Origin of the sequence: Streptomyces sp. W1SF4 (assembly GCF_003950035.1) — a bacterium.
GTDB classification, from domain to species: Bacteria; Actinomycetota; Actinomycetes; order Streptomycetales; family Streptomycetaceae; genus Streptomyces; species Streptomyces racemochromogenes.
Genome location: NZ_CP034350.1, coordinates 2,875,435 through 2,899,241, shown reverse-complemented (window position 1 = coordinate 2,899,241; position 23,807 = coordinate 2,875,435). Strand labels below are relative to the sequence as shown.

Here is a 23,807-nt window from a genome sequence, read left to right as displayed (position 1 = left end):
GCGCCGATCGTTAGAGTGGCGCGAGCGGGTGCGAACGGGGACGGGGACGGGGAGCGGGGGAGGCGTCGTGGCGGTGGACAACGCGGGTCCGGGGCTGCTGGGGGTGAACGTCGCCAGTGGGGTGGCGGCCGGCCTGATGGCCCAGGCGAAGGCCCTGGAGGTCGAGTACGACTCCCTGACCGACTACAAGAACCGGGTCGACGCCCTGCTGAAGACCCTCGACGGCTCGGAGGCGGACGCCGGCAAACTGGCCCACGGCACCCTGCCGGCGGGCACCCTGGGCACGGGCTTCGCCGAGGCGGACGCCCTGTTCAAGGCGTACACGACGGTCCACGGCGAGCTGCAGAAGCTGTCGGCGGGCCTGGCGGGCCAGATCGAGGCGCTGGGCATCGCCATCCTGACGGCGGGCAAGGGCTACGGCGGCGTGGACGAGGAGACGCAGGCCCGCATGCGGGCGCTGATCAAGCAGTCGAAGGAAGCCTACGTACCGGACCGCGACCCCCTGGTCCAGCAGGAACGCGAGGCCCAGAAGCACGCCCCGACCGCGCCCCCGACTCCGAACCCGAGTACGTCGAAGGGCACGATCTGATGGCGACGACGAACTTCGAGGGCTACTCGCACGAGCAGCTGCTGGCGATGATCGCGTCGGTCAACCCGGAAACGGTCAAGGCCCGGGCGACGCAGCTGGCGGAAGCTGCGACCGTGATCAAGGAGATCGGCAGCGCCCTCAAGAAGCACCAGGTCAAGGGCTGGGAGGGCGAGGCCGCGCACGCCTTCCAGGAGTGGGTCAGCCGCGCGGGCAACGCGACGCTGCTGCTGGGCGACTACAGCGAGGCCGGCGGCAAGTGGATGACGCAGGCGGCGCAGACGATGATCGAGGTGAAGGCCAACACCCCGAAGTACGACACGTCGGCGGCCGAGAACCTGGACGCGGCGCACAAGTTCCACAATGACCCGGACGCCCAACAACTCGGCCGAACCGCCCACACGAAGCTGACCGCGGACCACCAGCAGGCGGTGCAGCAGCTGACGAAGCTCGCGCAGTCGTACGAGCAGTCGTCGGCGGAGATGAACAAGGCGACTGTGCCGACGTTTCCGGCGCCGCCGCCGGACTTCGTGCCGCCGATCGACAATCGTCACGGGGCCTATCTAGAGCGCCCAGGCGCAGGCGCAGGCCCGGCAGACTCTGGTGCGGGTGGTGCAGCGTATGGGCCTTCGCCGTCCTCACCCTCGTCTGGTGCGCCCTTGAGTGCGTCCGGCTCGTCGCCTGCACCCCGGTCCTTGCCTGATGCCGCAATGTCTCCCGCTGTGGGGCTGGGGCCGGTGGTACCGGATCGTGGCCCCGATGTGGAACTCGATCATGTGGCCACGCTGCCCGACAAGGTGTTGCCCCTCGCCCCGAGCCTGCCTACTGGCCCCGAGCTCTAACGGGCCTGGTTGGACCCTTCCCGGCGGGCCGGTCCCGACTGTGCCCCTTCCGCCGGGTGGTGGGCCGCCTGGTCTTGGGGGCTCATTGCCGGTTAAGCGCCCCCCGGTTGCTCTTGGCGGTGAGGTTGGTGTCGTAGCCCCTCTCCCTCCGCGTGACAGTGGGATCGTCGGAGGGCGTCCAATCGCCACCGGTGGAAGCAGCACGGCCATCCCCCGTGGCACGGTCATTGGCGGAGACGCTCCCCACACGGGTGGTCGCCCAACGCCAGGGATGATGGGCGGCGGCTTTGGTGGTCCCCATGGAGCCGCTGGTGGCCCGGCGAGCGGACGGCGGCTGGCCACGGAACCTGGCGGCATTGTCGGTGGTCGACAGACCGCTGGGAGTCAGGCCTTCACCCAAGGTGGTTCGGGCCTCACCCGCGGAGGGGCCGCCGTGGGCGGGTTGGGTAATGGTGGGGTCGCTCCACCTGCTCCGAGCAGGAGGCGTGGGGGCCAGGGTGGCTACCGTCCCGGCTACCTTGCTGAGGACGAAGAGACCTGGCAGGGCAACCGTCGAGTTGTTCCGCCAGTGATCGACTGAGTGGAGCGGAAGTTGCACGGGATGCCCATGCGTAAGGTCAACTCAGCCCTGGTGGGACTGCTGCTGGCTGGAGTTGCGGCGACCCCAGCCAATGCGCAGACCGTCCGAGAGCAGCAGTGGCATCTCGATGCCATGCGGGCCGACGACATCTGGAAGGCCAGCACGGGCGAAGGAGTCACCGTTGCGGTGATCGATACCGGCGTGGCTCGCATTCCGGAGCTTGAAGGCCAAGTTCTACCGGGTAAGGACTTTGCCCCGGAGGCGATTGCGGGTGATGAGCGCAGTGACTATAAGAACCATGGCACTGCCATGGCTTCGATCATCGCCGCCAATGGAAAGGGGCCAGGCGGCGTAGACAGCGCCTTCGGTCTGGCCCCTGGTGCGAAGATTCTCCCACTGCGTGTTGATCTTCACGGAAATGGCATCTCGCGCAATACCACATTGATCGATGCTATCCGGTACGCGGCAGATTCCAACGCGAAGATCCTTAATGTTTCGATGGGTTCATGGCCCGATTCGCCGGATCTGTCGAACGCGGTCAAGGAGGCACTCGCGAAGGGCAAATTGATCTTTGCTAGTAGCGGAAACGACGGCAATGACGACACCTTCTACCCTGCGGCGACACCGGGAGTGGTAGGCGTCGCGGCCGTTGACCGCGACGGCGCGGCGACCAAGGAGTCGCAGCACAATGCCGCGGTGGACATGTCCGCGCCTGGAACCGACATCGTTACCGCGTGCAGCGGCGGTACAGGCCTCTGCACAGGCCACGGCACAAGCGACGCCACCGCCCTAACCTCGGCCTCCGCCGCCCTCCTCTGGTCCGCTCACCCCACCTGGACCAACAACCAGATCCTCCGTGTCCTCCTCAACACCGCCGGCAAGCCCGTCGACGGCGTCGAGCGGAACGACTACATCGGCTACGGCGTGGTCCGCCCCCGCGTCGCCCTCCCCACCCCCGGGGACCCCGGCCCGGCGGACGTGTATCCGCTGCCCGACCTCGCGGCAGCCGCGGCGGCAGCCGGAACGGCAGCATCGGGCGCTCCCGTTCCCTCGACCGGGGGAAAGATCACCGCCCCGCCCCCGCCCCGGGCCGGGGCTGCGGTAGACAAGGGCGACGGCGGTGGCGGTCTGTCCTGGATCGCCCTCGGGCTGGGGGCCTGTGTCCTCATCGGCGGAGCCGTCGCCGCAGTCGTCGTACGGCGGGCGAGGTCCTGACGCAGACACGGAGTGGGGAGTACCCGGGATGTCCTTCGAAGAGGAGTGGTCCGCCGCACGCGCCACCGCCGCGGCCAACATCTCGACCCGCCTCAACCAGGCCCCCGCCCCCGGCCCCGCCGACCTCGTCCTCAACCAGGACCACATCGGCGCCATCGGCAGCGAGGCCCACAAGCTGCACTCCCGCCTCCAGGCCGACGGCCGGCACGCCGCCACCGCCTCCGCCGAGGCCGCCGGCGCGCTCTCGCGCGAGGGCTTCGGCAGCGGGGCCGCGCTCGCCAAGGCGAACGCCCGGTGGGAATCCCAGGTCGAGACCCTCGCCGCCGCCTGCGCGCAGATCTCCAACGGGCTGAACTACTCGCTCTCCTCCCACCGCAGGGACGAGCAGTGCCTCTACGCGGAGTTCACCACCTCCAAGCTCGACGCCTACCTCAAGTAGTCGGGGAGCAGGCACCGCCGTGGTGACGTACGAGAACGTGCTGAACGCCCCCATCGACAAGCTCGCCACCGCCGTCCGCGACTGGCAGGCCATGGCCGCCAAGCTGGAGGAGCTGGCCGAGGCCGCCCGCAACGGCATGAAGGCCAAGTCCGACAAGGCCGAGTGGAGCGGGGTCACCGCCGGCGTGGCGCGGCCGTTCGTCGACAGGACGGCCAAGGAGTTCGAGGACGCCGCCAAGGAGGCCGAGGGCGTCCACCGGGCCCTCGCCCAGGGCCACGACACCTTCAGGTCCTCCCGCGACCGGCTGAGGAGGATCGCCGAGGAGGAGGCCCCCGCCGCGGGCTTCCGGGTGGACGGGAAGGGGAAGGTCGAGGCGTTACCCCTGGCCACCGACGCCGACCGGCACGCGGCCCGCCACGATCCCGACTACCAGGAGTCCCTGCGCGTCAACCGGCCCCGCTGGCAGGCGAAGGTGGACGCGGCCGTCGACGCCTGTGACGACGTGGACCGCTCCCTCGCCCGGCTCCTCGGCGCCAACCTCGCCGACGACCACGACTTCACCGCCCCCGCGTTCGCCGGCCTCACCGCCGAGCAGGCGGGCCGCGCGACCGACCTCGCCCGCAAGGGCCGCGACCTCTCGCACGCCGAGCTGGCGGAGCTGAACGAGCTGCTGGCCGACAACGCCACGAAGCCGGAGTTCGCGACCGCCTTCTACGGGAACCTCGGCCCCAGCGGCGCGCTCCGCTTCTTCGGCACCATGGCCACCGACACCCACTCCTACGGCAGGCTCGACGAGCAGCGCCTGACGGACGTCCAGGAACTCCAGAAGAACCTCGGCCTCAACCTGGCCACCGCCACCCGCTCCACGACCGAGCCGCACCTGCCCGACGGCTACGCACAGGAGCTGCGCAGGCTCGGCACCCAGCAGATCCCCGTCGGGCGGTACGAGCAGAACCCGCCGTTCGGGTACCAGCTGCTGGGCGGCATCATGCGGTACGGGAACTACGACCCCCGGTTCCTGGTTCCGATCGCCGACCACGCCACCCAGATCCACGCCAAGGACCCCGGCTTCTTCGACCGGGGCCGCCAGCTGGGCGCCGGCTACGGCAGGAACCTGCTGAACCCCTCGGGGGTCAACGGCGCCGGCTACGACCCCGTCGTCGGCTTCCTGGAGGCCCTGGGACACAGCCCGGCCGCCGCGGCCGAGTTCTTCGACACGGACCGGAACCGCCCCGCCTACACCACCGACGGGCGCGTGCGGTCCGGCGCCCCCGACCTCGGCAGGGACGCCACGGGTGGGCGCGTCGAGCACTACCTCGACTTCTTCGCCGCCGAGGGGTACCGCTCCACGATCGACACGGGAAGCACCAGGCCGCAGGACCTGGAGAGGGCCCGCTCGTACATGCCCGACGCCCTCGGTCACGCCCTGGAGGCGGCCGCCCTCGGCCACGCCTGGGACGACCCCGCGCCCGCACTCGAGCGGACCGGGGCCGGAGCGCGGGTCATGGAGGCCGCCGTGCTGAAGTACGGCGGCGACGCCGGGCTGCTCAAGCACCACGAGGCACTCGTCGACAGCCTGGGCCGCATGACCGCCGGGTACATCGACGACGTCAACCAGGCGGTGGACGGCAAGGAGAAGGCGAGCGTCTTCGCACCGCGAGCCGACGACGGGCACAAGCACGCGAACCTGAACCGGGCGTCCGCCCGGGACCTGCTCGCCGCCCTCGCCCAGCACCCCGACGCCTACGCCACCGTGTCCACCGCCGAACGGGTCTACTCCGCGAGCGTCCTGGAGAGCCGGGCGGCGCAGGGCGGCACGATCGACGAGGGCCGGGCCCGGACGGTGGTCCGTACCGGGGCCGAGGTCCAGGGCATCCTCGACGAGTCCCGCGCCGAGCAGGTCCGGGCGGCCGGCGAGAAGGAGAACGAGGCGTACGAGAAGGCGCACGAGCGGAGCTCGCACTGGGCGGAGTTCGGCACCACCGCCGCGATCGCCGCCGGTGCGGCCTTCCTGCCGGCCACGGCCGCCGTGGCGGGCGCGGCGGCGGTCGTCGTCCCGCTGGCCGTGGACACCGGCAGCGGTGCCGTGGAGCAGGCCGTCTCGGGCGTCATCGGGGAGTGGTCGGACGAGACCAAGGACAAGCACAAGGACGAGGTCGACGGCCGGACGCACGCCTCCAACAAGGCGATGTTCCAGGCGGGTGAGCACAACGCCGAGGCGCCCATGAGGCAGTTCGTGGCGCGCCACGGCATCGACCCCGACGGCGACTTCGGCAACGACCTCGTCGAGTCGGTGCGGGTCGGGTACGTGTCCGGGAACACCATCGCGCGGCAGCAGGGCCACGAGGCGCAGGCGAAGGAAGCCACGTGAGTCCGGGGCGCGCACGGACGCGCCGTCGGCATTCCTGGCCGTGGGGCCGGTCGTGTGCCCGTGGAGTGGCGGCCGCGGGCCGTCGCGCTGGACTCGCACACCTCATCGATGGGGCGCAGCCTGGAGTGAGGGGCTTCTGTTTCCTGGACGGGAACACCGCGAAAGGGGAACCACATGCGCATTCGACGAATCCTCGCTGCCGTCGCCGCCGCGACGGCCCTCTCCGGCATCGGCCTCACGGGCGCGGCCACGGCCGCCACCGCTCAGGGCGCACCATCCGCCGTCACCGTCGTCACTCCGTCCCAGTGCAGGGAGGGCGGCGGGACCCCCGCGATCAACGACGCGGGTGACTACTGCCAGGGCGGCACGTATGACGGGGAGAAGGTCGACTGAGCCCCGCCCGCGAAGCGCCCGCCGGAGGCGGACGAAGGAACGGGAGGCACCCCGTGCGGGGTGCCTCCCATCCGTTCTGCCTGGTCAGGGGCAGTGGAAGCCGTGACCGGAATCGAACCGGCGTAACCCGCTTTGCAGGCGAGTCCCTCAACCACTCGGGCACACGGCTGTGTGGTGATGAGGTGGTGCGGTGGTGCGTGGTGACGAGTACGAACGTACGGGGGCCCGTGCGGCGGGGGAAGGGCGGCGCGGCGTCTGCAATGTGACTGCCATGCCGCGTTCACACGGGCTCGCGGACCTAGGTCGCGCGGCCGAGGCGGGATCGGTCGAAATGACAGGGGCGAGAGTGGCCCTTGGAACTTACTCTGGGGCGATGAGCGCCCTTGAACCCGGGATATCCGAGACCACCGTCGCCGCCCCGCCGCCGCAGGGCGGCATTCTCGGGCCGGCGTACCGGACGCTCAGCGTCGGGATCATCTCCGTGATCTTCCTCATCGCCTTCGAGGCCACCGCCGTCGGGACGGCGATGCCCGTCGCCGCGCGGGAGCTGGACGGGATCGGGCTCTACGCCTTCGGGTTCTCCGCGTACTTCACCACCAGCCTCTTCGCCATGGTGCTGTCCGGGCAGTGGGCCGACCGGCAGGGGCCGCTGCGGCCGCTGACGGTGGGGATCGGGGCGTTCGCCGCCGGGCTGGTGTGTTCCGGGACCGCGCAGCTGATGGGGGTGTTCGTCCTCGGCCGGGCGGTGCAGGGGTTCGGCGGCGGGCTGGTGATCGTCGCCCTGTACGTGGTGGTCAGCCGGGCCTACGAGGAGCGGCTGCGGCCCGCGATCATGGCGGCCTTCGCGGCGAGCTGGGTGGTGCCGTCGATCGTCGGGCCGCTGGCGGCGGGGACGGTCACCGAGCGCCTCGGCTGGCGGTGGGTGTTCCTCGGGATCCCCGCGCTGGTCGTCGTACCGCTGATCGTGGCGCTGCCGGCGATCCGGCGCACCGCGTCCGGGCCGGTGGACCCGGCCGCGCCGGTCGCGTTCGACCGGCGGCGGATCCGGCTGGCGCTCGGGATCTCGCTGGGCGCCGGGCTGCTCCAGTACGCCGCCCAGGACCTGCGGTGGCTGTCGCTGCTGCCCGGCCTCGCGGGCGCGGCCCTGCTGGTGCCGGCGGTGCTGGGGCTGCTGCCGCGCGGCACGTACCGGGCGCGGCGCGGGCTGCCGTCGGTGGTGCTGCTGCGCGGAGTGGCGGCGGGGGCGTTCATCGGGGCGGAGAGCTTCGTGCCGCTGATGCTGGTCACCCAGCGCGGGCTGAGCCCGACGTGGGCGGGCTTCTCGCTGGCGCTGGGCGGGGTGACGTGGGCGCTGGGGTCGTGGGTGCAGTCGCAGGGCCGGACGGCGCCCTACCGGGAGCGGCTGATGGTCGCCGGGATGGTGATGGTGGCGGTGGCCATCGCGGGGGCCCCGGCGGTGCTGGTCGAGGCGGTGCCGGTGTGGACGCTGGCGCTGGCCTGGGCGGTGGGCTCGCTCGGCATGGGGCTGGTGATCGGCTCGACGAGCGTGCTGCTGCTCAAGCTGTCCGCGCCGGAGGAGGCGGGGGCGAACTCCGCCGCGCTGCAGATCTCGGACGCGCTGGCGAACGTGGTGCTGCTGGCGGCCGGGGGCGCGGCGTTCGCCGCGCTGGGCGGCGGGGCGGTGGGCGCGGGGCACGACGCCGCCGCCTCGGCGTCCGGGGCCGCGGCCTCGCACCCGGCGGCGTTCCTGGTGGTGTTCCTCCCGATGGCCTGCGTGGCCCTGGCCGGCGCCTGGGTCGCAACCCGCCTGGACCCACCCCACCCGCCTGCGCACCCCGCGGTCGCCTGACCCGGTCCCGCTGGACCCCGCACCCTGCGGGCGCCTGACCCCGACCCCGCCGGAACCCGGACCCTGCGGGTGCCTGAACCGGCCGCGCCGGAAGCCGCACCCTGCGGGCGCCTGAGGCCGGTTCCGCCGTGCCTGGGCTTGGCCCCGTCGGGCCTGACCCCAGCCCCGCCGGCCCTGAGCCCGGTCCCGCGGCCTGGGGCCGACGCCGCGGGGACGTGCGGCTGCGCCTGCCGGGGCCTGGCCCCGCCTCCGCCGAGGGCCGGGCCGTCCGTCGGATCCTGAGCCCCCCGCCGGGGGCTGGGCACGGGACGCCGCAGCGGTGCCCGGGGGCGCGGAAAAGGGGTGGGGGGCCGTCGGCTGCGCTGGTTACGCTGCCCTCGTGGACGTGAACGCGCTGGCCCTTCCGATCTCCGACGCCGAGCGCGCCGAGCTGGCCGATCTCGCCGACGCCACCGACTCGACCCCCGAGGCCCTGGCCCTGGAGGCCGTACGGGCGTACCTGCGCCGGGAGCGCGAGCGGGTCGGGGCACAGGCCGCGCGGCTGGCGGTGCGGCATGCCGGGCTGCTGGAGAGGCTCGGGCAGTGAGCGCCGCCGCCCCGGTCCGGCACCTGACCCTCGCCGAGGTCCTGGACCTCGCCCGGCACGCCTGCCTGGCCCGGGAGCAGCCCGTGGAGCTGCGGGCTCCCGGGCTGCTGGAGTCGGCCGTGCACCGGCCCCGCGCCCGCATGTTCGGGACGCCGGCCTACGAGGACCCGTACGAGCAGGCCGCCGCGCTGCTGCACGGCATCGCCGTGAACCACCCCCTCGTCGACGGGAACAAGCGCACGGCCTGGCTCGCCGCGGCCACTTTCCTCGCCGTGAACGGGGTGGACCTCGCGGACGCCGATCAGGACCGTGCGTACGGCCTGGTCGTGGACGTCGCGGCCGGGCGGGAGGCCGATCTCGCCTCGATCGCCCGGCGGTTGCGCTCGCTGTGACGCGTGCGCGGCGGAGGGTGTCCGGCCGGTGTGACCCTCGCCGCACCCGCCGAGGTCACGGGCCTGTCCCTCCGCGGGGGGCGGGCGCGCGCCGGTAAGGTGGCCCGGTTGTCCTACGTACGACCACCACGTCGGCGGGGACGGCCACGACTGCCACGACCGCCGAGAGCAACGAACCGGAGACCGTGACTACTACCGCCTCCCACCACCTCTCACCCGCCTTCCCCGGCCGTGCCCCCTGGGGTACCGCCAGCAAGCTGCGAGCCTGGCAGCAGGGGGCGCTCGACAAGTACGTCCAGACCCAGCCGCGGGACTTCCTCGCGGTCGCCACCCCCGGCGCCGGCAAGACCACCTTCGCGCTCACGCTGGCCTCCTGGCTGCTGCACCACCACGTGGTGCAGCAGGTGACCGTGGTCGCGCCGACCGAGCACCTGAAGAAGCAGTGGGCGGAAGCCGCCGCCCGCATAGGCATCCGGCTCGACCCCGAGTACTCGGCCGGGCCGCTGAGCAAGGACTACCACGGCGTCGCCGTCACCTACGCGGGCGTCGGCGTGCGCCCGATGCTGCACCGCAACCGCTGCGAGCAGCGCAAGACGCTGGTGATCCTCGACGAGATCCACCACGCCGGCGACTCGAAGTCCTGGGGCGAGGCCTGTCTGGAGGCCTTCGACCCGGCGACCCGGCGCCTGGCCCTGACCGGCACGCCCTTCCGGTCCGACACCAACCCGATCCCCTTCGTCACGTACGAGGAGGGGAACGACGGGATCCGGCGGTCCTCCGCCGACTACACCTACGGCTACGGCAACGCCCTCGGCGACGGCGTCGTCCGCCCCGTGATCTTCCTGTCCTACAGCGGCAACATGCGCTGGCGCACCAAGGCCGGCGACGAGATCGAGGCCCGCCTCGGCGAGCCGATGACCAAGGACGCCATCTCGCAGGCCTGGCGCACGGCCCTGGACCCGCGCGGCGACTGGATGCCGAACGTGCTGCGTGCCGCCGACCAGCGCCTGACGGAGGTCAGGAAGGGCATCCCGGACGCCGGCGGGCTCGTCATCGCCGCCGATCAGGACGCGGCGCGCGCGTACGCGAAGCTGATCCGGGAGATCACGGGCACGAAGGCGACCCTCGTGCTCTCCGACGACGCGGGCGCCTCGAAGAACATCGACACCTTCAGCGGGAACGACGACCGCTGGATGGTCGCGGTCCGCATGGTGTCCGAGGGCGTCGACGTACCGCGCCTCGCGGTGGGCGTGTACGCGACGACGATCTCGACGCCGCTGTTCTTCGCGCAGGCCGTCGGCCGCTTCGTACGATCGCGCAGGCGCGGCGAGACGGCGTCCGTGTTCCTTCCGACGATCCCCTACCTCCTCGGCTTCGCCAACGAGATGGAGGTCGAGCGCGACCACGTCCTGGACCGGCCGAAGAAGGCGGGCGAGGACGACGACCCGTACGCCGAGTCCGAGAAGGAGATGGAGGAGGCGAACCGGCAGGAGGACGAGGACACCGGCGAGGACGAGCAGATGTCCTTCGAGGCCCTCGAGTCCGACGCCGTCTTCGACCGGGTGCTGTACGACGGCGCCGAGTTCGGCATGCAGGCGCACCCGGGCAGCGAGGAGGAGCAGGACTACCTCGGCATCCCGGGTCTGCTGGAGCCGGACCAGGTGCAGCTGCTGCTGCAGAAGCGGCAGTCCCGGCAGATCGCGCACAGCCGCCGCAAGCCCGACTCCGAGGCGGACCTGCTGGAGCTGCCGGCCGACCGGCGGCCGGTGGTCTCGCACAAGGAGCTGCTGGAGCTGCGGAAGTCGCTGAACACGATGGTGGGCGCGTACGTCCACCAGAGCGGGAAACCGCACGGGGTGATCCACACGGAGCTGCGCCGGGTGTGCGGCGGGCCGCCGAGCGCGGAGGCGACGGCGGGGCAGCTGAAGGAGCGGATCAAGAAGGTGCAGGAGTGGGCCACCCGGATGCGGTGAGACCCTCCTGAGAACGGGAAACGGGGTCCGTGCGCGGTGCGCACGGACCCCGTTCTCGTGGAGCCCGGGTCAGTTGGTGACGCGGCGACGACGGCCGGTGCCGGCGACCAGGGCCGCACCCATGGCGAGCGCGACACCGCCGGCGCCGAGCGCCCAGCTGGTGGCGGCGTCCGCACCGGTCTCGGCGAGCTCGCCGCCGGTGTGGGTGCCGCCGGTGTTGCCGGAGCCGGTGTTGGTGTCGACGATCGGCGTGGTGGTGCCGCCGCCGTTCGGCTTGGTGTTGTTGTTGCCACCGGTGTTGCCGCCGGTGTTGCCACCGTTGTTGTGGCCACCCGTGTTGCCGCCGGTGTTGCCACCGCCGGTGGAGCCCCGGACGATCTTCGACGTGTAGAACTGCGCGTCGGACGCGAATTCCTCGTCGACGTTGTTGCTGCCGCCGGCGACGACGAACTCGATGCTGCCGAGCGGAGCGTCCTTGCTGAACTTCATGCGCAGCTTGACCGTGAAGACCTCGTCCTCGTCGACGTAGCTGTCGAAGACGGTGCCGGCGGTCTGGCCCGACGGGTCCTTGTCGGCCGCGACCCACTTCGTGCCGTTGTAGATCTGGATGTCGAGGTGCTTGGCGTGCAGCGTGTCGTTGTCGTTGCCACCGAGAACGGCGAAGCCGTAGTCCTTGAAGCCCTGGATGCCGCGGTTGTCGACCTTCAGGGTGACCTCGGTCCAGTCGCCGCCGGCCTTGAAGCCGCCGGCCGGGAGGCCGCTCAGGCCCAGCTTCGGGCCCTCCTTGTACTCGTCCGCGTCCTCGACCTGCGGAGCCGGGGCCGGCTTGGAGGCCGGCTTCTCGGCGGCGGGCTTGGCCGGGGCCGGAGCCGGGGCCGGCTTCTCCGCGGCGGGCTTCGCCGGGGTCTCGGCGGCCGGCTTCGCGTCCTTCGCCGGGGTCTCGGCGGCGGGCGCGGCGTCGTCCTTCGGCGCGGCGTCGGGCGTCGTGACGGCCGGGGTCTGGGCCTCGTCCGCCATGGCGGGCGTGGCCATGAGGACCGTCGGACCGACGACAGCGGCAGCGGCCACGACGGCCATGCGCTTCAGCTTCACTGTTGCTTCTCTCCCCTTGTATGCGTGCCGGGGTACGTTGCACCCCGCCCCCCCAACATCTTTTTGAACACGATCAGCCTAAGCGCCGTGTAAACCGGTTTTCGGTCAGGGGACATTACGAATCGATACAGCCCCGTGCAGAAAACGTCTTAAACCGGCAGTAGGCGCCCGGATTCTGGACGAGGCCTTTCGCTCAGCGGACTCGCTCGCTACTGTCCCCGCATCGAACGCCCCGTGGCAGCGCCGCCGCGGGAGCGCAGCCGGTGCCTTGGCCGCCACCGGCGGCCTCTCCGTGCGTCGCCGAGGGACCGGCAGCGCTGCACCGTGTGAGAGTCACCGCCGCCCACCGATCACAGAGGGAGAGGCGTCGTGACCGCGGAAACCTCCCAGACTCTCGACAGAGGGCTGAGAGTCCTCAAGCTGCTCGCCGACACCGACCACGGTCTGACCGTCACCGAGCTCTCCAACCGCCTCGGTGTCAACCGCACCGTCGTCTACCGCCTGCTCGCCACGCTGGAGCAGCACGCCCTGGTCCGCCGCGACCTCGGCGGCCGGGCCCGCGTCGGGCTCGGCGTGCTGCGCCTGGGCCGGCAGGTCCACCCGCTCGTGCGCGAGGCGGCGCTGCCCGCCCTGCGCTCCCTCGCCGAGGACATAGGGGCCACCGCGCACCTGACCCTCGTCGACGGCACCGAGGCCCTCGCCGTGGCCGTCGTGGAGCCCACCTGGACCGACTACCACGTCGCCTACCGGGCCGGCTTCCGCCACCCGCTGGACCGCGGCGCGGCCGGCCGGGCCATCCTGGCCGCCCGCCAGGGCTCCCTCATCGAGCCCGGCTACACCCTGACCCACGGCGAGCTGGAGGCGGGCGCCAGCGGCGCCGCCGCACCGCTCGTCGGCATCACCGGACTGGAGGGCAGCGTCGGCGTCGTGATGCTGGCCGACGCCGTCCCGGAGCGGGTCGGGCCCCGCGTGGTGGACGCGGCCCGCGAGGTCGCCGACGCCCTGCGCTGAGCCGCCGCCGGGCGGAGCCGCCGTCGGGCGGAGTCGTCGCACCGGTCCCTCCCGCCGGGCCGCCAGGCCGTCGCGGGGAGGCCGCGGCGGTCCGGCTCCGGGCCCGCCGGGACGGGCCGGGCGGCCCGGGTCGGTAGATTGGCCGGGTGCTCTCTCGCCTCACACGTCTGCCGCGTCCCGCCGCCCTGGCCGTCTGCGCCGCGCCCGTCCTCGGGCTGTTCGCCGTCGCGGCCCTCGCGCCGCTGCCCTTCGTGGTGGCCGTGCCGGGCCCCACGGCCGACGTACTGGGCTCCGACCAGGGCAAGCCGGTGATCACCGTCACCGGCGCCCCGGTGCGGGACACCAAGGGCCAGCTCCGGATGACCACCATCCGGGCCACCGGCCCCTCCTCGACGATGAAGCTGCCCGAGCTGATCGGCCACTGGTTCAAGACGGACCAGGCCGTCATGCCCCGGGAGTCGGTGTATCCCTCGGGCGGAAGCGACAAGCAGATCGAGGAGCACAACCTGGAGGAAATGGCCCAGTCGCAGTCGGCCGCCGCGGCCGCCGCCCTCGGCTTCCTCAAGAAGGACCCCAAGGACATCAAGGTCCAGCTCAACCTCGCCGACGTCGGCGGCCCGAGCGCCGGACTCCTCTTCACCCTGGGCATCGTCGACAAGCTCGACGGCGACGGCAGCGGCGGCGAACTCACCGGCGGCCGCAGCATCGCCGGTACGGGCACCATCACCGCCGACGGCACGGTCGGCGCCGTCGGCGGGGTGGGCCTGAAGACCCAGGCCGCGCGCCGCGACGGGGCGACCGTGTTCCTGGTGCCGAAGGCGGAGTGCTCGGACGCGAAGTCCGACCTCCCCGAGGGCCTGCGGCTGGTCCCCGTCACTTCGCTGACGGACGCGGTGGGCTCGCTGCGGGCGCTGAACCGGAACGGGGACGTTCCGTCCTGCTGACGGAGGGCTTTCCGTCGAGGCCGCGCCAGGACGGGAAGACCAGCGGGATCAGCGTCGCCAGGAGGTAGACGGCGGCGAACGCCAGCAGGGCCGGGGTCACGCCGAAGGCGTCGACCAGCAGGCCCGCCGCGAGGCCGCCCATCGGCATGGCCAGTTCGCTGCCCGCCATGCTCACGCTGGAGACCCGGCTGCGCATGTCCTCCGGCACCAGCTCGTAGACCACGGTGGTCAGGATCGGGTTGAGCACGCCCGCGGCCAGGCCGGACAGGGCCATGGTCACCGCGAGGGGCAGCGGGGTGTCGGTGACGGCGGCGACCACGTAGCGGGTGGCGCCCGAGATCAGGAAGGCGCCCGCGAACACGGCCCGGCGGGGGAAGCGCTGGCCCCAGGCCCCGTAGAGCAGCGCCCCGAGCAGGGCGAAGCCGCCGAAGAGGGAGACCATCAGACCGAGGGCGGTCGCGTCGCCGAGGTCCTCGCGGCCGTGGACCGGGAGGAGTACGGAGGACCAGCCCTGGTCGAGGCCGTTGGTCACCATCACCATGAGGGTGATGCCCAGCAGGAGTCGTGAGCGGGTCAGGAACCGCCGGCCCTCGGCCAGGTCGGTGCGGTACGCGGCGAACGAGGGCTTCTCGCCGGTGCGTTGGGGCTCGGCGGCGGCGACCCCGCGCAGGAAGGCCGAGATCAGCAGGGCGGAGGCGGCGAAGGTGGCCGCGTCCAGGAGGAGAACCGCTTCCGCACCCAGGGCGGCGATCAGTACGCCCGCCACCGCGGCCCCGATCATCCGGGCCCCGCGCGAGACCCCGTCGTAGAGGCCGGCGGCGCGGGCGACGGTGGTGCCGGCGTGCTCGGCGAGGCTGGGGAGGAGGACGTAGCGGGCGGTCAGGCCCGGGGTGTGCGCGAGGCCGCCGACGGCCATCAGCGCGCACAGCATCCAGAACTCGAGGAGCCCCGCGTGGTGCAGGAGGGGGATCGCCCCGACCGACGCGGCGCAGACCACGTCGGAGGCGGCGGAGACCCGGCGGCGGCCGATCCGGTCGATGACCGGGCCGCCGACCAGGGCGGCGACGACGACCGGGAGGGTGGCGCAGAAGGCGACGACCCCGGCCCGGCCGGCGCTCCCCGTGGTCTGGAGCACGAACCACGGGACGCCGATGAGGGTGAGCGAACTGCCGGCGATGGAGATGGTGTTGGCGGCCAGGACCGCGGTGAAGGGCCGGCGGCTCATGCGGCCTGGTGCCGGACGCGGGCGTGGGCGGGGACCGGCTGGAGCAGGCGGGTGCCGACGGCTATCAGACCCTCGCCGAGGCGGTTGCGCAGGGCGGGGAGGGCGGGAGCGGCGGGGGCGGCCTCTCGGGCGAGGCGCCAGGCGGCGGCCTCGGCGGTCAGTTCGGCGGTGCGGGCGGCGTGGGTCAGGGCGTGCGGGAAGGTGTGCATGGCAGGACTCCTTCTGGGTGAACGCGGGGTGGAGGTGCGGGGCCGGGGTCGGGGCTCAGGCGTTGCCGCGGCGCGGGAAGGCGTGCGTGTGGAAGCGGACCGACTCGGCGCCCTCGGCCTGCGGCAGGTCGCGGTAGCTGTTGACGAGTTCGTGCATCCGGTGGATCAGTTCATGGCTCTGGGCGGGCGTCAGGCGCAGCGTGAAGTCGCTGAGGTCCGACGAGGCCCGCCACTCCTTGGACCAGTTGTGGGCGTCGCCGAGCCAGGTGCTGATCTCCTGGGTGTGGATCGTCGCGATCTCGTGGAGGAAGGCGTCGGCGGCGCCGCGCGTCTCCGGGTCGCCGTCGTACATCAGCGACTCATCGAAGGCCGTGCCGTCGTGGGCGGCCTTCCACCAGCGTTCGCGGCCCTTGCCGTGTCCGGGTGCGTCCTCGACGAAGCCGTGCGCGGCGAGCTGGCGCAGGTGGTAGCTGGTCGAGCCGCTGGACTCGCCGAGCCGCTCCGCCAGCTGGGAGGCGGTGGCGGGTCCGTCGTGGCGCAGAGCGGCGAGCATGCGCATGCGCAGGGGGTGGGCGAGGCCGCGCAGGGAGCGGGCGTCGAGCGTGCGGACCACGGGCTGTTGCTGCGGGCCTTCGGCGTTCTTGTCGGGCATGGCTCAACCGTAAGGTTGCAAAGGCTTCTCTGCAAGGGTTTCTTTGCAAACTCTTCTTTGGAACTCGACGGGGCCCGCCCTCAGCCGTCCGCGGCCGCCTGCTCCACCAGGGGGATGATCCGCAGCGGCACCGGGTTCTCCATGACGATCGCCGTCGACGCCCGCACGATCCCCCCGAAGCCCACCACCCGGTCGATCACCCGCTGGAGGTCGGCGTTCGACCGCGCCACCAGCCGGCACAGCATGTCCCCGTGCCCGGTCGTCGTGTGCAGCTCCAGCACCTCCGGAACGCCCGACAGGTGCGCCCGTACGTCCGCCCCCTGCCCCTGCTTGATCTCCAGCGTGGCGAACGCCGTCACCGGATACCCCAGCGCCGTCGGGTCCACCTGCGGGCCGAACCCGCGGATCACCCCGTTCGACTGGAGCCGGTCCAGCCGCGCCTGGACCGTGCCGCGCGCCACGCCCAGCCGGCGGGAGGCCTCCAGCACGCCGATGCGGGGCTCGCGCGCCAGCAGGACGATGAGGCGGCCGTCGAGTTCGTCGATGCCCATGGAAACCTTCCCTCGATCGGCTGGTCATACTGCACAGATCTCTCAGTCATCCTCCGGCTCGGCTGGGCATTCTGTACAGCGGAAATGGAAACTATTGCGCAGCTTGTGGAAGCGCGGGAATCTGCGCTCATGACTGAGACCCTGGACACCACCCCGCAGACCGCGCGTGAGGCAGACCCCTTCCCGGTGAAGGGAATGGACGCGGTCGTCTTCGCCGTCGGCAACGCCAAGCAGGCCGCGCACTACTACTCCACCGCCTTCGGCATGAAGCTCGTGGCCTACTCCGGACCGGAGAACGGCAGCCGCGAGACCGCCAGCTACGTCCTGACCAACGGCTCCGCGCGGTTCGTCCTGACCTCCGTCATCAAGGCGACCACCGACCACGGCCGCTTCCTCGCCGAGCACGTCGCCGAGCACGGCGACGGCGTCATCGACCTCGCCATCGAGGTCCCGGACGCCCGTGCCGCCTACGCCTACGCCGTCGAGCAGGGCGCCCGCGGCCTGGACGAGCCGCACGAGGTCAAGGACGAGAACGGCACCGTCGTGCTCGCCGCCATCGCCACCTACGGCCAGACCCGCCACACCCTGGTCGAGCGCGTCGACTACACCGGCCCCTACCTGCCGGGCTACGTGGCCCGCGAGCCGCTGGTCGCGGCGCCGGCCAAGCGGACGTTCCAGGCGATCGACCACTGCGTCGGCAACGTCGAGCTGGGCCGCATGAACGAGTGGGTCGCGTTCTACAACAAGGTCATGGGCTTCACGAACATGAAGGAGTTCGTGGGCGACGACATCGCCACCGAGTACTCGGCGCTGATGTCGAAGGTCGTCGCGGACGGCACCAAGAAGGTGAAGTTCCCGATCAACGAGCCGGCGATCGCGAAGAAGAAGTCGCAGATCGACGAGTACCTGGAGTTCTACAACGGCCCCGGCGTCCAGCACATCGCGCTGGCCTCGAACGACATCGTCTCGACGGTGCGCAGCATGCGCGCGGCGGGCGTGGAGTTCCTGTCCGTGCCGGACACGTACTACGACACCCTCGGCGAGTGGGTCGGCGACACCCGCGTGCCGATCGACGAGCTGCGCGAGCTGAAGATCCTCGCGGACCGGGACGAGGACGGCTACCTGCTGCAGATCTTCACCAAGCCGGTGCAGGACCGCCCGACGGTGTTCTTCGAGATCATCGAGCGGCACGGGTCGATGGGCTTCGGCAAGGGCAACTTCAAGGCGCTGTTCGAGGCGATCGAGCGGGAGCAGGAGAAGCGCGGCAACCTGTAGGTTGCGGCTTCGGCTGCGGGGGCGGCTCCGCCGGGTGCCCGGCGGGGCCGTGTCCCCTACCCGCCCTTCGCCCGTTCCCCGGGGCTCCGCCCCGGACCCCTCCTGGGGGCTCCGCCCCCAGACCCCCGCGCCTCAAACGCCGGCGGGGCTGCATGCAGCCCCGCCGGCGTTTGAGGCGCGGGTCCGGGCAGCGCCCGGGGAACGGTGGAAGGGCGGGTAGGGGACCTCGCCCCGCGCAGCGGCCCGCTACGTGCCGGCGGACGGGGACTTCGGCTTCGGCGCCGCAGGCCGCGACTTCGGCTTGGCCGCCGCAGGCTTCGGCTTCGGGGCCGCCGCCCTCGGCTTCGGGAGCTCCGGAGCCACCCACGGCGTGCGCGGCTGCATGTTCTCCGGCCCGCCCGCCGGCGGCTGCCCGATCGCCGCCAGGGCCTCCTTCGCCAGCGGCCCCCGCACCGGGGAGAACACCGGGTTCGTGCGCAGCGCCGTCTGCAGGCTCCGCCGCGCCGCCGCCTCGTCGCCCAGCCCCCGCTCGATCATCGCCCGGTGGTACGAGAACTCGGCGCTCCGCAGCCCGAGGTCGGTCGCCTTCTTCGCGTACTCCAGCGCCTCGGAGTCCTCCCCGCCCCTGTGCAGCGCCCAGCCCAGCGCGTCGGCCACCTGCACGCTCTTGTGCCGCGCCCACTCCGCCGACAGGCGGCGCACCGCCTGCGCCGGATCGCCGTGGTCCGCCTCGTACAGGCCGAGGACGACCTCCTCGTTGACCCCGTTCGCGGCGCCCGCCGCCGCCAGCGCGGCCAGCGAGCGGTACTGCACCCGCGCCTCCTCCGGCCGCTCCAGCGAGTCCAGCAGCTCGCCCAGCTCCAGCGCCAGCCTCGGCACCGGGGTGCGGCCCAGCGCCAGCCGGTAGTCCCGTACCGCCTCCCCGCCCCGGCCCAGGGCCGCCAGCGCCCTGGCCCGGCCGCCCAGCGCCTCGCCCTGCGCCGGGTCGGTGCGCAGCGCCGCCTCGTACTGGCGCAGCGCCTCCGCCGGGTCGCCGCGCTCCCACGCCAGCTCCCCGAGCCGGAACAGCACGTACGCCTTCTCCGCGGGGGCCTTCGCCTCCCCGCCCGCCGCCTCCAGCGCCACCACCGCGTCCTCGCGCCAGCCCCGGTCCCGGTACACCTGGGCCGCCCTCAGGTGCGCGGCCAGGCCCGGCCGGAGCTCCATCAGCCGGTCCATCGCCCGCTGCGCGGCCTTGTAGTCGCCGAGGCCCGTGTACGCGTCCACCAGGACCGGGTACGCCGTCCAGCGCCGCGGCGCCTGCGCCCGGACCAGCTCGCCCCACTTCCGCGCCGTCACGAAGTCCCGCCGGGCGTCGGCCAGCGCGCCCATGCCGGTCATCGCGTCGAAGTTGCCCTTCTCGGCGGGGCGGACCTCCAGCGACCGCTTGAGCGCCTTCTCCGCCTTCGGGTACCAGGCGGAATCGGCCGTCCGCCGGGCCTGTTCCAGGTACGCCGACCCGAGCACCGCCCACGAAGCGTCGTCGTCGGCGTGCGAGGCGACCCACTTCTCCCGGTCCGCCACCAGCGCCGTCAGGTCCACCGCCGCCGCCGGGGCACCCATGCCCACCGCCGACGCGGCCCGTTCGCTCGGCCCCGGCGGGCGGGCGTCGTCACCGGTACGGGCCGGGCGGATCAGCAGGGCCCCGGCGATCAGGACCACCGCCACCGCGGCCGCCACGACCGTCTTGCGTCCGGTGAAGGTCACGGGCGGCGCGGGCTGCTGGGATTGCTCGTCGAAACCGTGCATGCGCTCACTGTGCGTCAATATGAAGAGCCCGCCGAGGTGTCCGAAGCCGGTCGCCGCCGTGTTCACACCGATGGCCCCGGCTGCCACTGTGGCCACATGGATGACGATCTCATCGTGCGACTCGGCGAAGGACTCCCGCCCGGGTCGCTGCTGACCGACCCTCAGGTGACCGCCTCCTACGCCCGCGACACCGCCGGCTTCTGCGACGCCGGCACCCCCGCCGCCGTCGTCCTGCCGCGGACGGTGGAACAGGTGCGGCACGTCATGCGCACCGCCACCGCCCTACGGGTCCCCGTGGTCCCCCAGGGCGCCCGCACCGGTCTCTCGGGGGCCGCCAACGCCTCCGACGGCTGCATCGTGCTGTCCCTCGTCAGGATGGACCGGATCCTGGAGGTCTCCACCGTCGACCGGATCGCCGTCGTCGAACCGGGCGTGGTCAACGCGGTCCTCTCGCGGGCCGTCGCCGAACAGGGCCTCTTCTACCCGCCCGACCCCTCCAGCTGGGAGCAGTGCACCATCGGCGGCAACATCGCCACCGCGTCCGGCGGGCTGTGCTGCGTGAAGTACGGCGTCACCGCCGAGTACGTGCTCGGGCTGGACGTGGTGCTGGCCGACGGGCGGCTGCTGCGCACGGGCCGCCGTACCGCCAAGGGCGTCGCCGGGTACGACATGACGCGGCTGTTCGTCGGCTCCGAGGGCACCCTCGGGGTGGTGGTCGGGGCCGTCCTCGCGCTGCGGCCGGCGCCGCCCCGGCAGCTGGCGCTCGCCGCCGAGTTCCCCTCGGTCGCCGCCGCCTGTGAGGCCGTCTGCGCCGTCATGGAGGCGGGCCTGACGCCCTCGCTGCTGGAACTGATGGACCGTACGACCGTCCGCGCCGTCAACGCCCTCGGGAAGATGGGCCTGCCCGAGAGCACGGAGGCACTGCTGCTCGCCGCCTTCGACACCCCGGACGCGCCCGCCGGCCTGGAGGCCGTCGGCAGGCTGTGCGCCGCCGCCGGGGCGGCGTCCGTCGTACCCGCCGAGGACGAGGCGGAGTCGGAACTGCTGCTCCAGGCCCGCCGGATGTCCCTCACCGCCCTGGAGGCGCTCCGGCCGGCGACGATGATCGACGACGTGTGCGTACCGCGCTCGCGGCTGGCCGAGATGCTGGAGGGGACGGCCGTCGTCGCCGCGGCGCACGACCTCCTCATCGGCGTCTGCGCGCACGCCGGCGACGGCAACACCCACCCGGTGGTCTGCTTCGACCCCGCCGACGAGGACGAGACGCGGCGGGCCCGGGCGTCCTTCGACGAGATCATGGCCCTGGGGCTGTCCCTGGGCGGGACGATCACCGGGGAGCACGGGGTGGGGGTGCTGAAGAAGGAGTGGCTGGCCCGCGAACTCGGGCCGGTCGCACTGGAGATGCAGCGCGCCGTGAAGCAGGCCTTCGACCCGCTCGGGCTGCTGAACCCCGGCAAGCTCTTCTGAGGTCCGCGTCGTCCCGTCGTACGGGGTGCCGTTGGTGCCGTGGGTGCCGTTCACAGGTCGCCGTCCGCGGCCTCGTCCGAGGGCCACGGGTCGCGCAGCCACAGCTCGTCGGCGGGGGTGGGGGTGAGCAGCTCGGCCAGGGCGGCGTCCAGACCGAGCCGTTCCGCCTCCGTCCCCGGCGGGACCACGCGCAGGGTGCGCTCCAGCCAGGCCGACACCGAGCCGGCCGGGGCCTCCAGAAGGGCGTCGCCGTCGGGGGAGCTCAGTGCCATGCACAGGACGGACTGGTTGTCGATCTTCGTGGGCCAGATCCGGACGTCGCCGTGGCCGCACGGGCGGAACACCCCCTCGACGAGCAGTTCGCGGGCGAAGGTCCAGTTGACGGGGGTGCTGGAGCCGGCGTGGAAGGTGACGTGCACGGCGTAGGGGTCGTCGGTGAGGTACAGCAGCTTCGCGGGGACGGGGATGCTGCGCTCGGGGGACAGGACCAGCTTCAGCTCGAGTTCGCGCTCGATGACGGGGTGGTGCATCGCGGCCTCACTTCGGTGGGTTCGTCTGCGGACGCGGGGCGGATCTCGCCCCGCACGAGGAGAGAGCACCCTCGTGCCCGGGTATGACGCGGGTTTCCGCACCGAATGTCAGGTTGGCCGAAACCTGTCGGCTGACCGGAACCCGTCGGGTGGGGTGGGGGTGGGGCGAGGTTCGCCCGAACGTTTGGAATCTCCCGTTACCGGACCTGCCGGGCGGGGGTTCTTGGCTATGGTCCTCCCCTTGGGTCCTCCCCTGCACAAGCCTCAAGCCACGATCGGAGTTGGGGACATTGACGGCCTCCCCTGGTGACGGAGAGCACGCGGCCCGCGAGGGCTACTACCCCGACCCGTCCATCCCCGGGTACGTCCGGTACTGGAACGGCGCGTCCTGGGTCCCGGGTACGAGCCGTCCCGCCGCCGCCGTTCCCACGGCCGTCCGGGTGGAGGAGACGGGGCCGGTCTTCCTGGACGACACCTCGATGACGGAGGCCCTGCGGGACCCGGGCCCGACGCCGTGGGGCCCCGCCGGCCACGGGGACCCCGCCCCGGCCCGGCTCCGGGACTCCGCCCCGGGCCCGCAGTGGGGCGGAACCCCGGACCCCGGCCGGGGCGGCGCAGCGGAACCGGAACCGGAGCCGCGCCCGGGCGGTGGCGGGGCCGAGCCGGGCCGGGGGCCGGGCGGGTGGCAGGTCGACCCCGTCCACCAGGCCGGCTTCGGCGGGCCCCGCGACGCGCGGGTCTCCTGGGGCGACCCGGCGGAGCCCGAGCCCGGCCGGCCCGCCGGGATCTCCCTGGCCCGGCCCGCGGCCGCCGCCACCGCGCAGCGGCTCCCGGCGCAGGCCGCCGCCGAGAGCGTCGGCATCCTGTCGGCCCGCCCGCCGGCCTGGCCCGACGCCCCGGGCGCCGGCACCTCGGGCCTCACCTCCAGCTGGCCGGAGGCCACCCCGCACACCCCGCCGCAACGGCCGCAGGAGCCGCAGCACCCGCAGCCGCACCCGCAGCACCCGCAGCACCCCCAGCAGCCGGCGACGGTACGCCGGACCCCCGGGCCGGCACCGGCCCCCGACCCGGAGCACCGGACCCCGGCGGCGGGACGCGCCCCCGGGCCGGAACCCCGGGACGCCAGCGCGGTACGGGCCCACGCCCCGGAACGCCCCGCCGCCGAACGCCGCGCCCCTGAGCCCGCCCCCGCGCCCTCGGGGTCCCGCGCGGGTGCCCCCGTACCGCCGCCGGAGGCACCCGCGCGGGAGGACAGCCGGGCCGTCTTCGAGCGGATGGCGGAGCGGGCCGTGCGGCCCGCGGGGCTGGGGCGGCGGGGGGTGGCACGGCTGCTGGACTCCCTCGTGCACACCGCCGTCGCCGCGGCCGTCGCGGTGCCCGTCGTACCCAGGGTGACGGCCCATCTGGAGGCGAAGGTCGACGCCGCCCGGGCGAGCGGCCGCACCACCACCGTGTACCTGCTCGACGCCACCACCGCCGGCTACCTGGGCCTCGTACTCGGTGCCGTCCTGCTCTTCGGCGTCCTCTACGAGGCCCTGCCCACCGCCCGTTGGGGCCTCACCCCGGGCAAGAAGCTGCTCGGCGTGCGGGTGCTGGCCACCGCCACCCTGCGCCCGCCCGGCTTCGGCGCGGCCCTGGGCCGCTGGCTGGTGTACGCCTTCCTGGGGCTGCCGGGCAGCCTGTGGTGCCTGGTGGACCGCCCCCGCAGGCGGGCCTGGCACGACCGCGCCGCCGGGACGTTCGTGACCCGCTGAGGGGGCGGCCGCCGCCGCCGCGACGGGCCCGTGCCCCGGACGGACGCGGCCGCGTTGCGGGGCGCGCGGAGCCGGGTTCGACT

General features: G+C 73.1%; 22 protein-coding genes and 1 tRNA gene. 15 read left to right on the top strand and 8 right to left on the bottom strand.

Annotated elements, in window-relative coordinates:
- Window positions 1-67 precede the first annotated feature (67 nt).
- The 6 genes from D1J60_RS13490 (at window position 68) to D1J60_RS13465 (ending at window position 6,426) form a co-directional block, all read left to right on the top strand.
- Window positions 68-589 (top strand): DUF2563 family protein, encoded by a 522-nt coding sequence (locus D1J60_RS13490; protein WP_241253252.1) that lies wholly within the window; start codon window positions 68-70, stop codon window positions 587-589.
- Window positions 589-1,428, top strand: coding sequence for a hypothetical protein (locus D1J60_RS13485; protein WP_125821268.1), 840 nt, complete (start codon window positions 589-591; stop codon window positions 1,426-1,428). The genes D1J60_RS13490 and D1J60_RS13485 overlap by 1 nt, the downstream gene beginning before the upstream one ends.
- A 631-nt stretch (window positions 1,429-2,059) precedes the next feature.
- Window positions 2,060-3,223, top strand: a complete 1,164-nt coding sequence (gene mycP, locus D1J60_RS13480; protein WP_241253251.1) for a type VII secretion-associated serine protease mycosin — start codon at window positions 2,060-2,062, stop codon at window positions 3,221-3,223.
- Between the two features lie 28 nt (window positions 3,224-3,251).
- Window positions 3,252-3,662 carry a hypothetical protein gene (locus D1J60_RS13475; protein ID WP_125821266.1) on the top strand — a complete coding sequence of 137 codons (411 nt, stop codon included), beginning with the start codon at window positions 3,252-3,254 and terminating at the stop codon, window positions 3,660-3,662.
- Window positions 3,663-3,681: 19 nt separating this feature from the next.
- Entirely contained in the window at window positions 3,682-6,033 is a 2,352-nt protein-coding gene (locus D1J60_RS13470) for a hypothetical protein (protein WP_125821265.1), read from the top strand.
- Between the two features lie 174 nt (window positions 6,034-6,207).
- Complete coding sequence (locus D1J60_RS13465) at window positions 6,208-6,426, top strand: hypothetical protein (protein ID WP_125821264.1); 219 nt, start codon at window positions 6,208-6,210, stop codon at window positions 6,424-6,426.
- A gap of 94 nt (window positions 6,427-6,520) precedes the next feature.
- On the opposite strand, the gene D1J60_RS13460 is transcribed toward D1J60_RS13465, so the two are convergent.
- Window positions 6,521-6,595: transfer RNA gene (locus D1J60_RS13460), tRNA-Cys, on the bottom strand.
- A 204-nt stretch (window positions 6,596-6,799) separates the two neighbouring features.
- Here D1J60_RS13460 and D1J60_RS13455 point away from each other — a divergent pair.
- The 4 genes from D1J60_RS13455 (at window position 6,800) to D1J60_RS13440 (ending at window position 11,226) form a co-directional block, all read left to right on the top strand.
- A complete protein-coding gene (locus D1J60_RS13455) occupies window positions 6,800-8,275 on the top strand; it encodes an MFS transporter (RefSeq protein ID WP_125594909.1) in 1,476 nt (491 codons plus the stop codon).
- Window positions 8,276-8,654: 379 nt separating this feature from the next.
- Window positions 8,655-8,861: a hypothetical protein gene (locus D1J60_RS13450; protein WP_241253250.1), complete on the top strand. Its 207-nt coding sequence runs from the start codon at window positions 8,655-8,657 to the stop codon at window positions 8,859-8,861.
- Window positions 8,858-9,253, top strand: coding sequence for a type II toxin-antitoxin system death-on-curing family toxin (locus D1J60_RS13445; protein WP_125821263.1), 396 nt, complete (start codon window positions 8,858-8,860; stop codon window positions 9,251-9,253). The genes D1J60_RS13450 and D1J60_RS13445 overlap by 4 nt, the downstream gene beginning before the upstream one ends.
- A gap of 185 nt (window positions 9,254-9,438) precedes the next feature.
- On the top strand, window positions 9,439-11,226 hold the full coding sequence (locus D1J60_RS13440; RefSeq protein ID WP_007264384.1) for a DEAD/DEAH box helicase: 1,788 nt from the start codon (window positions 9,439-9,441) through the stop codon (window positions 11,224-11,226).
- A 69-nt stretch (window positions 11,227-11,295) separates the two neighbouring features.
- Here D1J60_RS13440 and D1J60_RS37700 read toward each other — a convergent pair whose 3' ends face one another.
- On the bottom strand, window positions 11,296-12,318 hold the full coding sequence (locus D1J60_RS37700) for a hypothetical protein (RefSeq protein WP_206436522.1): 1,023 nt from the start codon (window positions 12,316-12,318) through the stop codon (window positions 11,296-11,298).
- A 369-nt stretch (window positions 12,319-12,687) separates the two neighbouring features.
- On the opposite strand from D1J60_RS37700, the gene D1J60_RS13430 reads away from it, so the two are divergent.
- Both D1J60_RS13430 and D1J60_RS13425 read left to right on the top strand, forming a co-directional pair.
- Window positions 12,688-13,329: a helix-turn-helix domain-containing protein gene (locus tag D1J60_RS13430; protein WP_007264382.1), complete on the top strand. Its 642-nt coding sequence runs from the start codon at window positions 12,688-12,690 to the stop codon at window positions 13,327-13,329.
- A 146-nt stretch (window positions 13,330-13,475) separates the two neighbouring features.
- Entirely contained in the window at window positions 13,476-14,273 is a 798-nt protein-coding gene (locus D1J60_RS13425) for a S16 family serine protease (RefSeq protein ID WP_125821262.1), read from the top strand.
- On the opposite strand, the gene D1J60_RS13420 is transcribed toward D1J60_RS13425, so the two are convergent.
- The 4 genes from D1J60_RS13420 to D1J60_RS13405 all read right to left on the bottom strand — a co-directional run bounded on the left by D1J60_RS13420 (window position 14,203) and on the right by D1J60_RS13405 (window position 16,910).
- Window positions 14,203-15,498, bottom strand: a complete 1,296-nt coding sequence (locus D1J60_RS13420; RefSeq protein WP_125821261.1) for an MFS transporter — start codon at window positions 15,496-15,498, stop codon at window positions 14,203-14,205. The genes D1J60_RS13425 and D1J60_RS13420 overlap by 71 nt on opposite strands.
- The gene (locus D1J60_RS37245) at window positions 15,495-15,707 is read right to left on the bottom strand and encodes a hypothetical protein (protein WP_164720894.1); all 213 of its coding nucleotides are present in this window, start codon (window positions 15,705-15,707) and stop codon (window positions 15,495-15,497) included. Before D1J60_RS37245 ends, D1J60_RS13420 begins: the two co-directional genes overlap by 4 nt.
- A gap of 55 nt (window positions 15,708-15,762) precedes the next feature.
- Complete coding sequence (locus D1J60_RS13410; RefSeq protein ID WP_125821260.1) at window positions 15,763-16,359, bottom strand: helix-turn-helix domain-containing protein; 597 nt, start codon at window positions 16,357-16,359, stop codon at window positions 15,763-15,765.
- 80 nt (window positions 16,360-16,439) lie between these two features.
- Entirely contained in the window at window positions 16,440-16,910 is a 471-nt protein-coding gene (locus D1J60_RS13405) for an Lrp/AsnC family transcriptional regulator (protein WP_125821259.1), read from the bottom strand.
- A 129-nt stretch (window positions 16,911-17,039) separates the two neighbouring features.
- Between D1J60_RS13405 and hppD the strand changes: the two genes are divergently transcribed.
- Entirely contained in the window at window positions 17,040-18,185 is a 1,146-nt protein-coding gene (gene hppD / locus D1J60_RS13400; protein ID WP_125821258.1) for a 4-hydroxyphenylpyruvate dioxygenase, read from the top strand.
- A gap of 246 nt (window positions 18,186-18,431) precedes the next feature.
- On the opposite strand, the gene D1J60_RS13395 is transcribed toward hppD, so the two are convergent.
- Entirely contained in the window at window positions 18,432-19,973 is a 1,542-nt protein-coding gene (locus D1J60_RS13395) for a tetratricopeptide repeat protein (RefSeq protein WP_241253249.1), read from the bottom strand.
- A gap of 96 nt (window positions 19,974-20,069) precedes the next feature.
- On the opposite strand from D1J60_RS13395, the gene D1J60_RS13390 reads away from it, so the two are divergent.
- Window positions 20,070-21,440 (top strand): FAD-linked oxidase C-terminal domain-containing protein, encoded by a 1,371-nt coding sequence (locus D1J60_RS13390; RefSeq protein ID WP_125821257.1) that lies wholly within the window; start codon window positions 20,070-20,072, stop codon window positions 21,438-21,440.
- A 50-nt stretch (window positions 21,441-21,490) separates the two neighbouring features.
- Here D1J60_RS13390 and D1J60_RS13385 read toward each other — a convergent pair whose 3' ends face one another.
- Window positions 21,491-21,970, bottom strand: a complete 480-nt coding sequence (locus D1J60_RS13385; protein ID WP_125821256.1) for an SsgA family sporulation/cell division regulator — start codon at window positions 21,968-21,970, stop codon at window positions 21,491-21,493.
- Between the two features lie 290 nt (window positions 21,971-22,260).
- On the opposite strand from D1J60_RS13385, the gene D1J60_RS13380 reads away from it, so the two are divergent.
- Complete coding sequence (locus D1J60_RS13380) at window positions 22,261-23,724, top strand: RDD family protein (protein WP_241253248.1); 1,464 nt, start codon at window positions 22,261-22,263, stop codon at window positions 23,722-23,724.
- The last annotated feature ends 83 nt before the right edge of the window (window positions 23,725-23,807 follow it).

Coding starts and splice junctions, on each gene's coding strand:
- D1J60_RS13395 (WP_241253249.1), bottom strand. CDS start 19,973: ATGCACGGTTTCGACGAGCAATCCCAGCAGCCCGCGCCGCCCGTGACC.
- D1J60_RS37245 (WP_164720894.1), bottom strand. CDS start 15,707: ATGCACACCTTCCCGCACGCCCTGACCCACGCCGCCCGCACCGCCGAA.
- D1J60_RS13405 (WP_125821259.1), bottom strand. CDS start 16,910: ATGGGCATCGACGAACTCGACGGCCGCCTCATCGTCCTGCTGGCGCGC.
- D1J60_RS13465 (WP_125821264.1), top strand. CDS start 6,208: ATGCGCATTCGACGAATCCTCGCTGCCGTCGCCGCCGCGACGGCCCTC.
- D1J60_RS13485 (WP_125821268.1), top strand. CDS start 589: ATGGCGACGACGAACTTCGAGGGCTACTCGCACGAGCAGCTGCTGGCG.
- D1J60_RS13455 (WP_125594909.1), top strand. CDS start 6,800: ATGAGCGCCCTTGAACCCGGGATATCCGAGACCACCGTCGCCGCCCCG.
- D1J60_RS13475 (WP_125821266.1), top strand. CDS start 3,252: ATGTCCTTCGAAGAGGAGTGGTCCGCCGCACGCGCCACCGCCGCGGCC.
- D1J60_RS13420 (WP_125821261.1), bottom strand. CDS start 15,498: ATGAGCCGCCGGCCCTTCACCGCGGTCCTGGCCGCCAACACCATCTCC.
- hppD (WP_125821258.1), top strand. CDS start 17,040: ATGACTGAGACCCTGGACACCACCCCGCAGACCGCGCGTGAGGCAGAC.
- D1J60_RS13390 (WP_125821257.1), top strand. CDS start 20,070: ATGGATGACGATCTCATCGTGCGACTCGGCGAAGGACTCCCGCCCGGG.
- D1J60_RS13385 (WP_125821256.1), bottom strand. CDS start 21,970: ATGCACCACCCCGTCATCGAGCGCGAACTCGAGCTGAAGCTGGTCCTG.
- D1J60_RS13410 (WP_125821260.1), bottom strand. CDS start 16,359: ATGCCCGACAAGAACGCCGAAGGCCCGCAGCAACAGCCCGTGGTCCGC.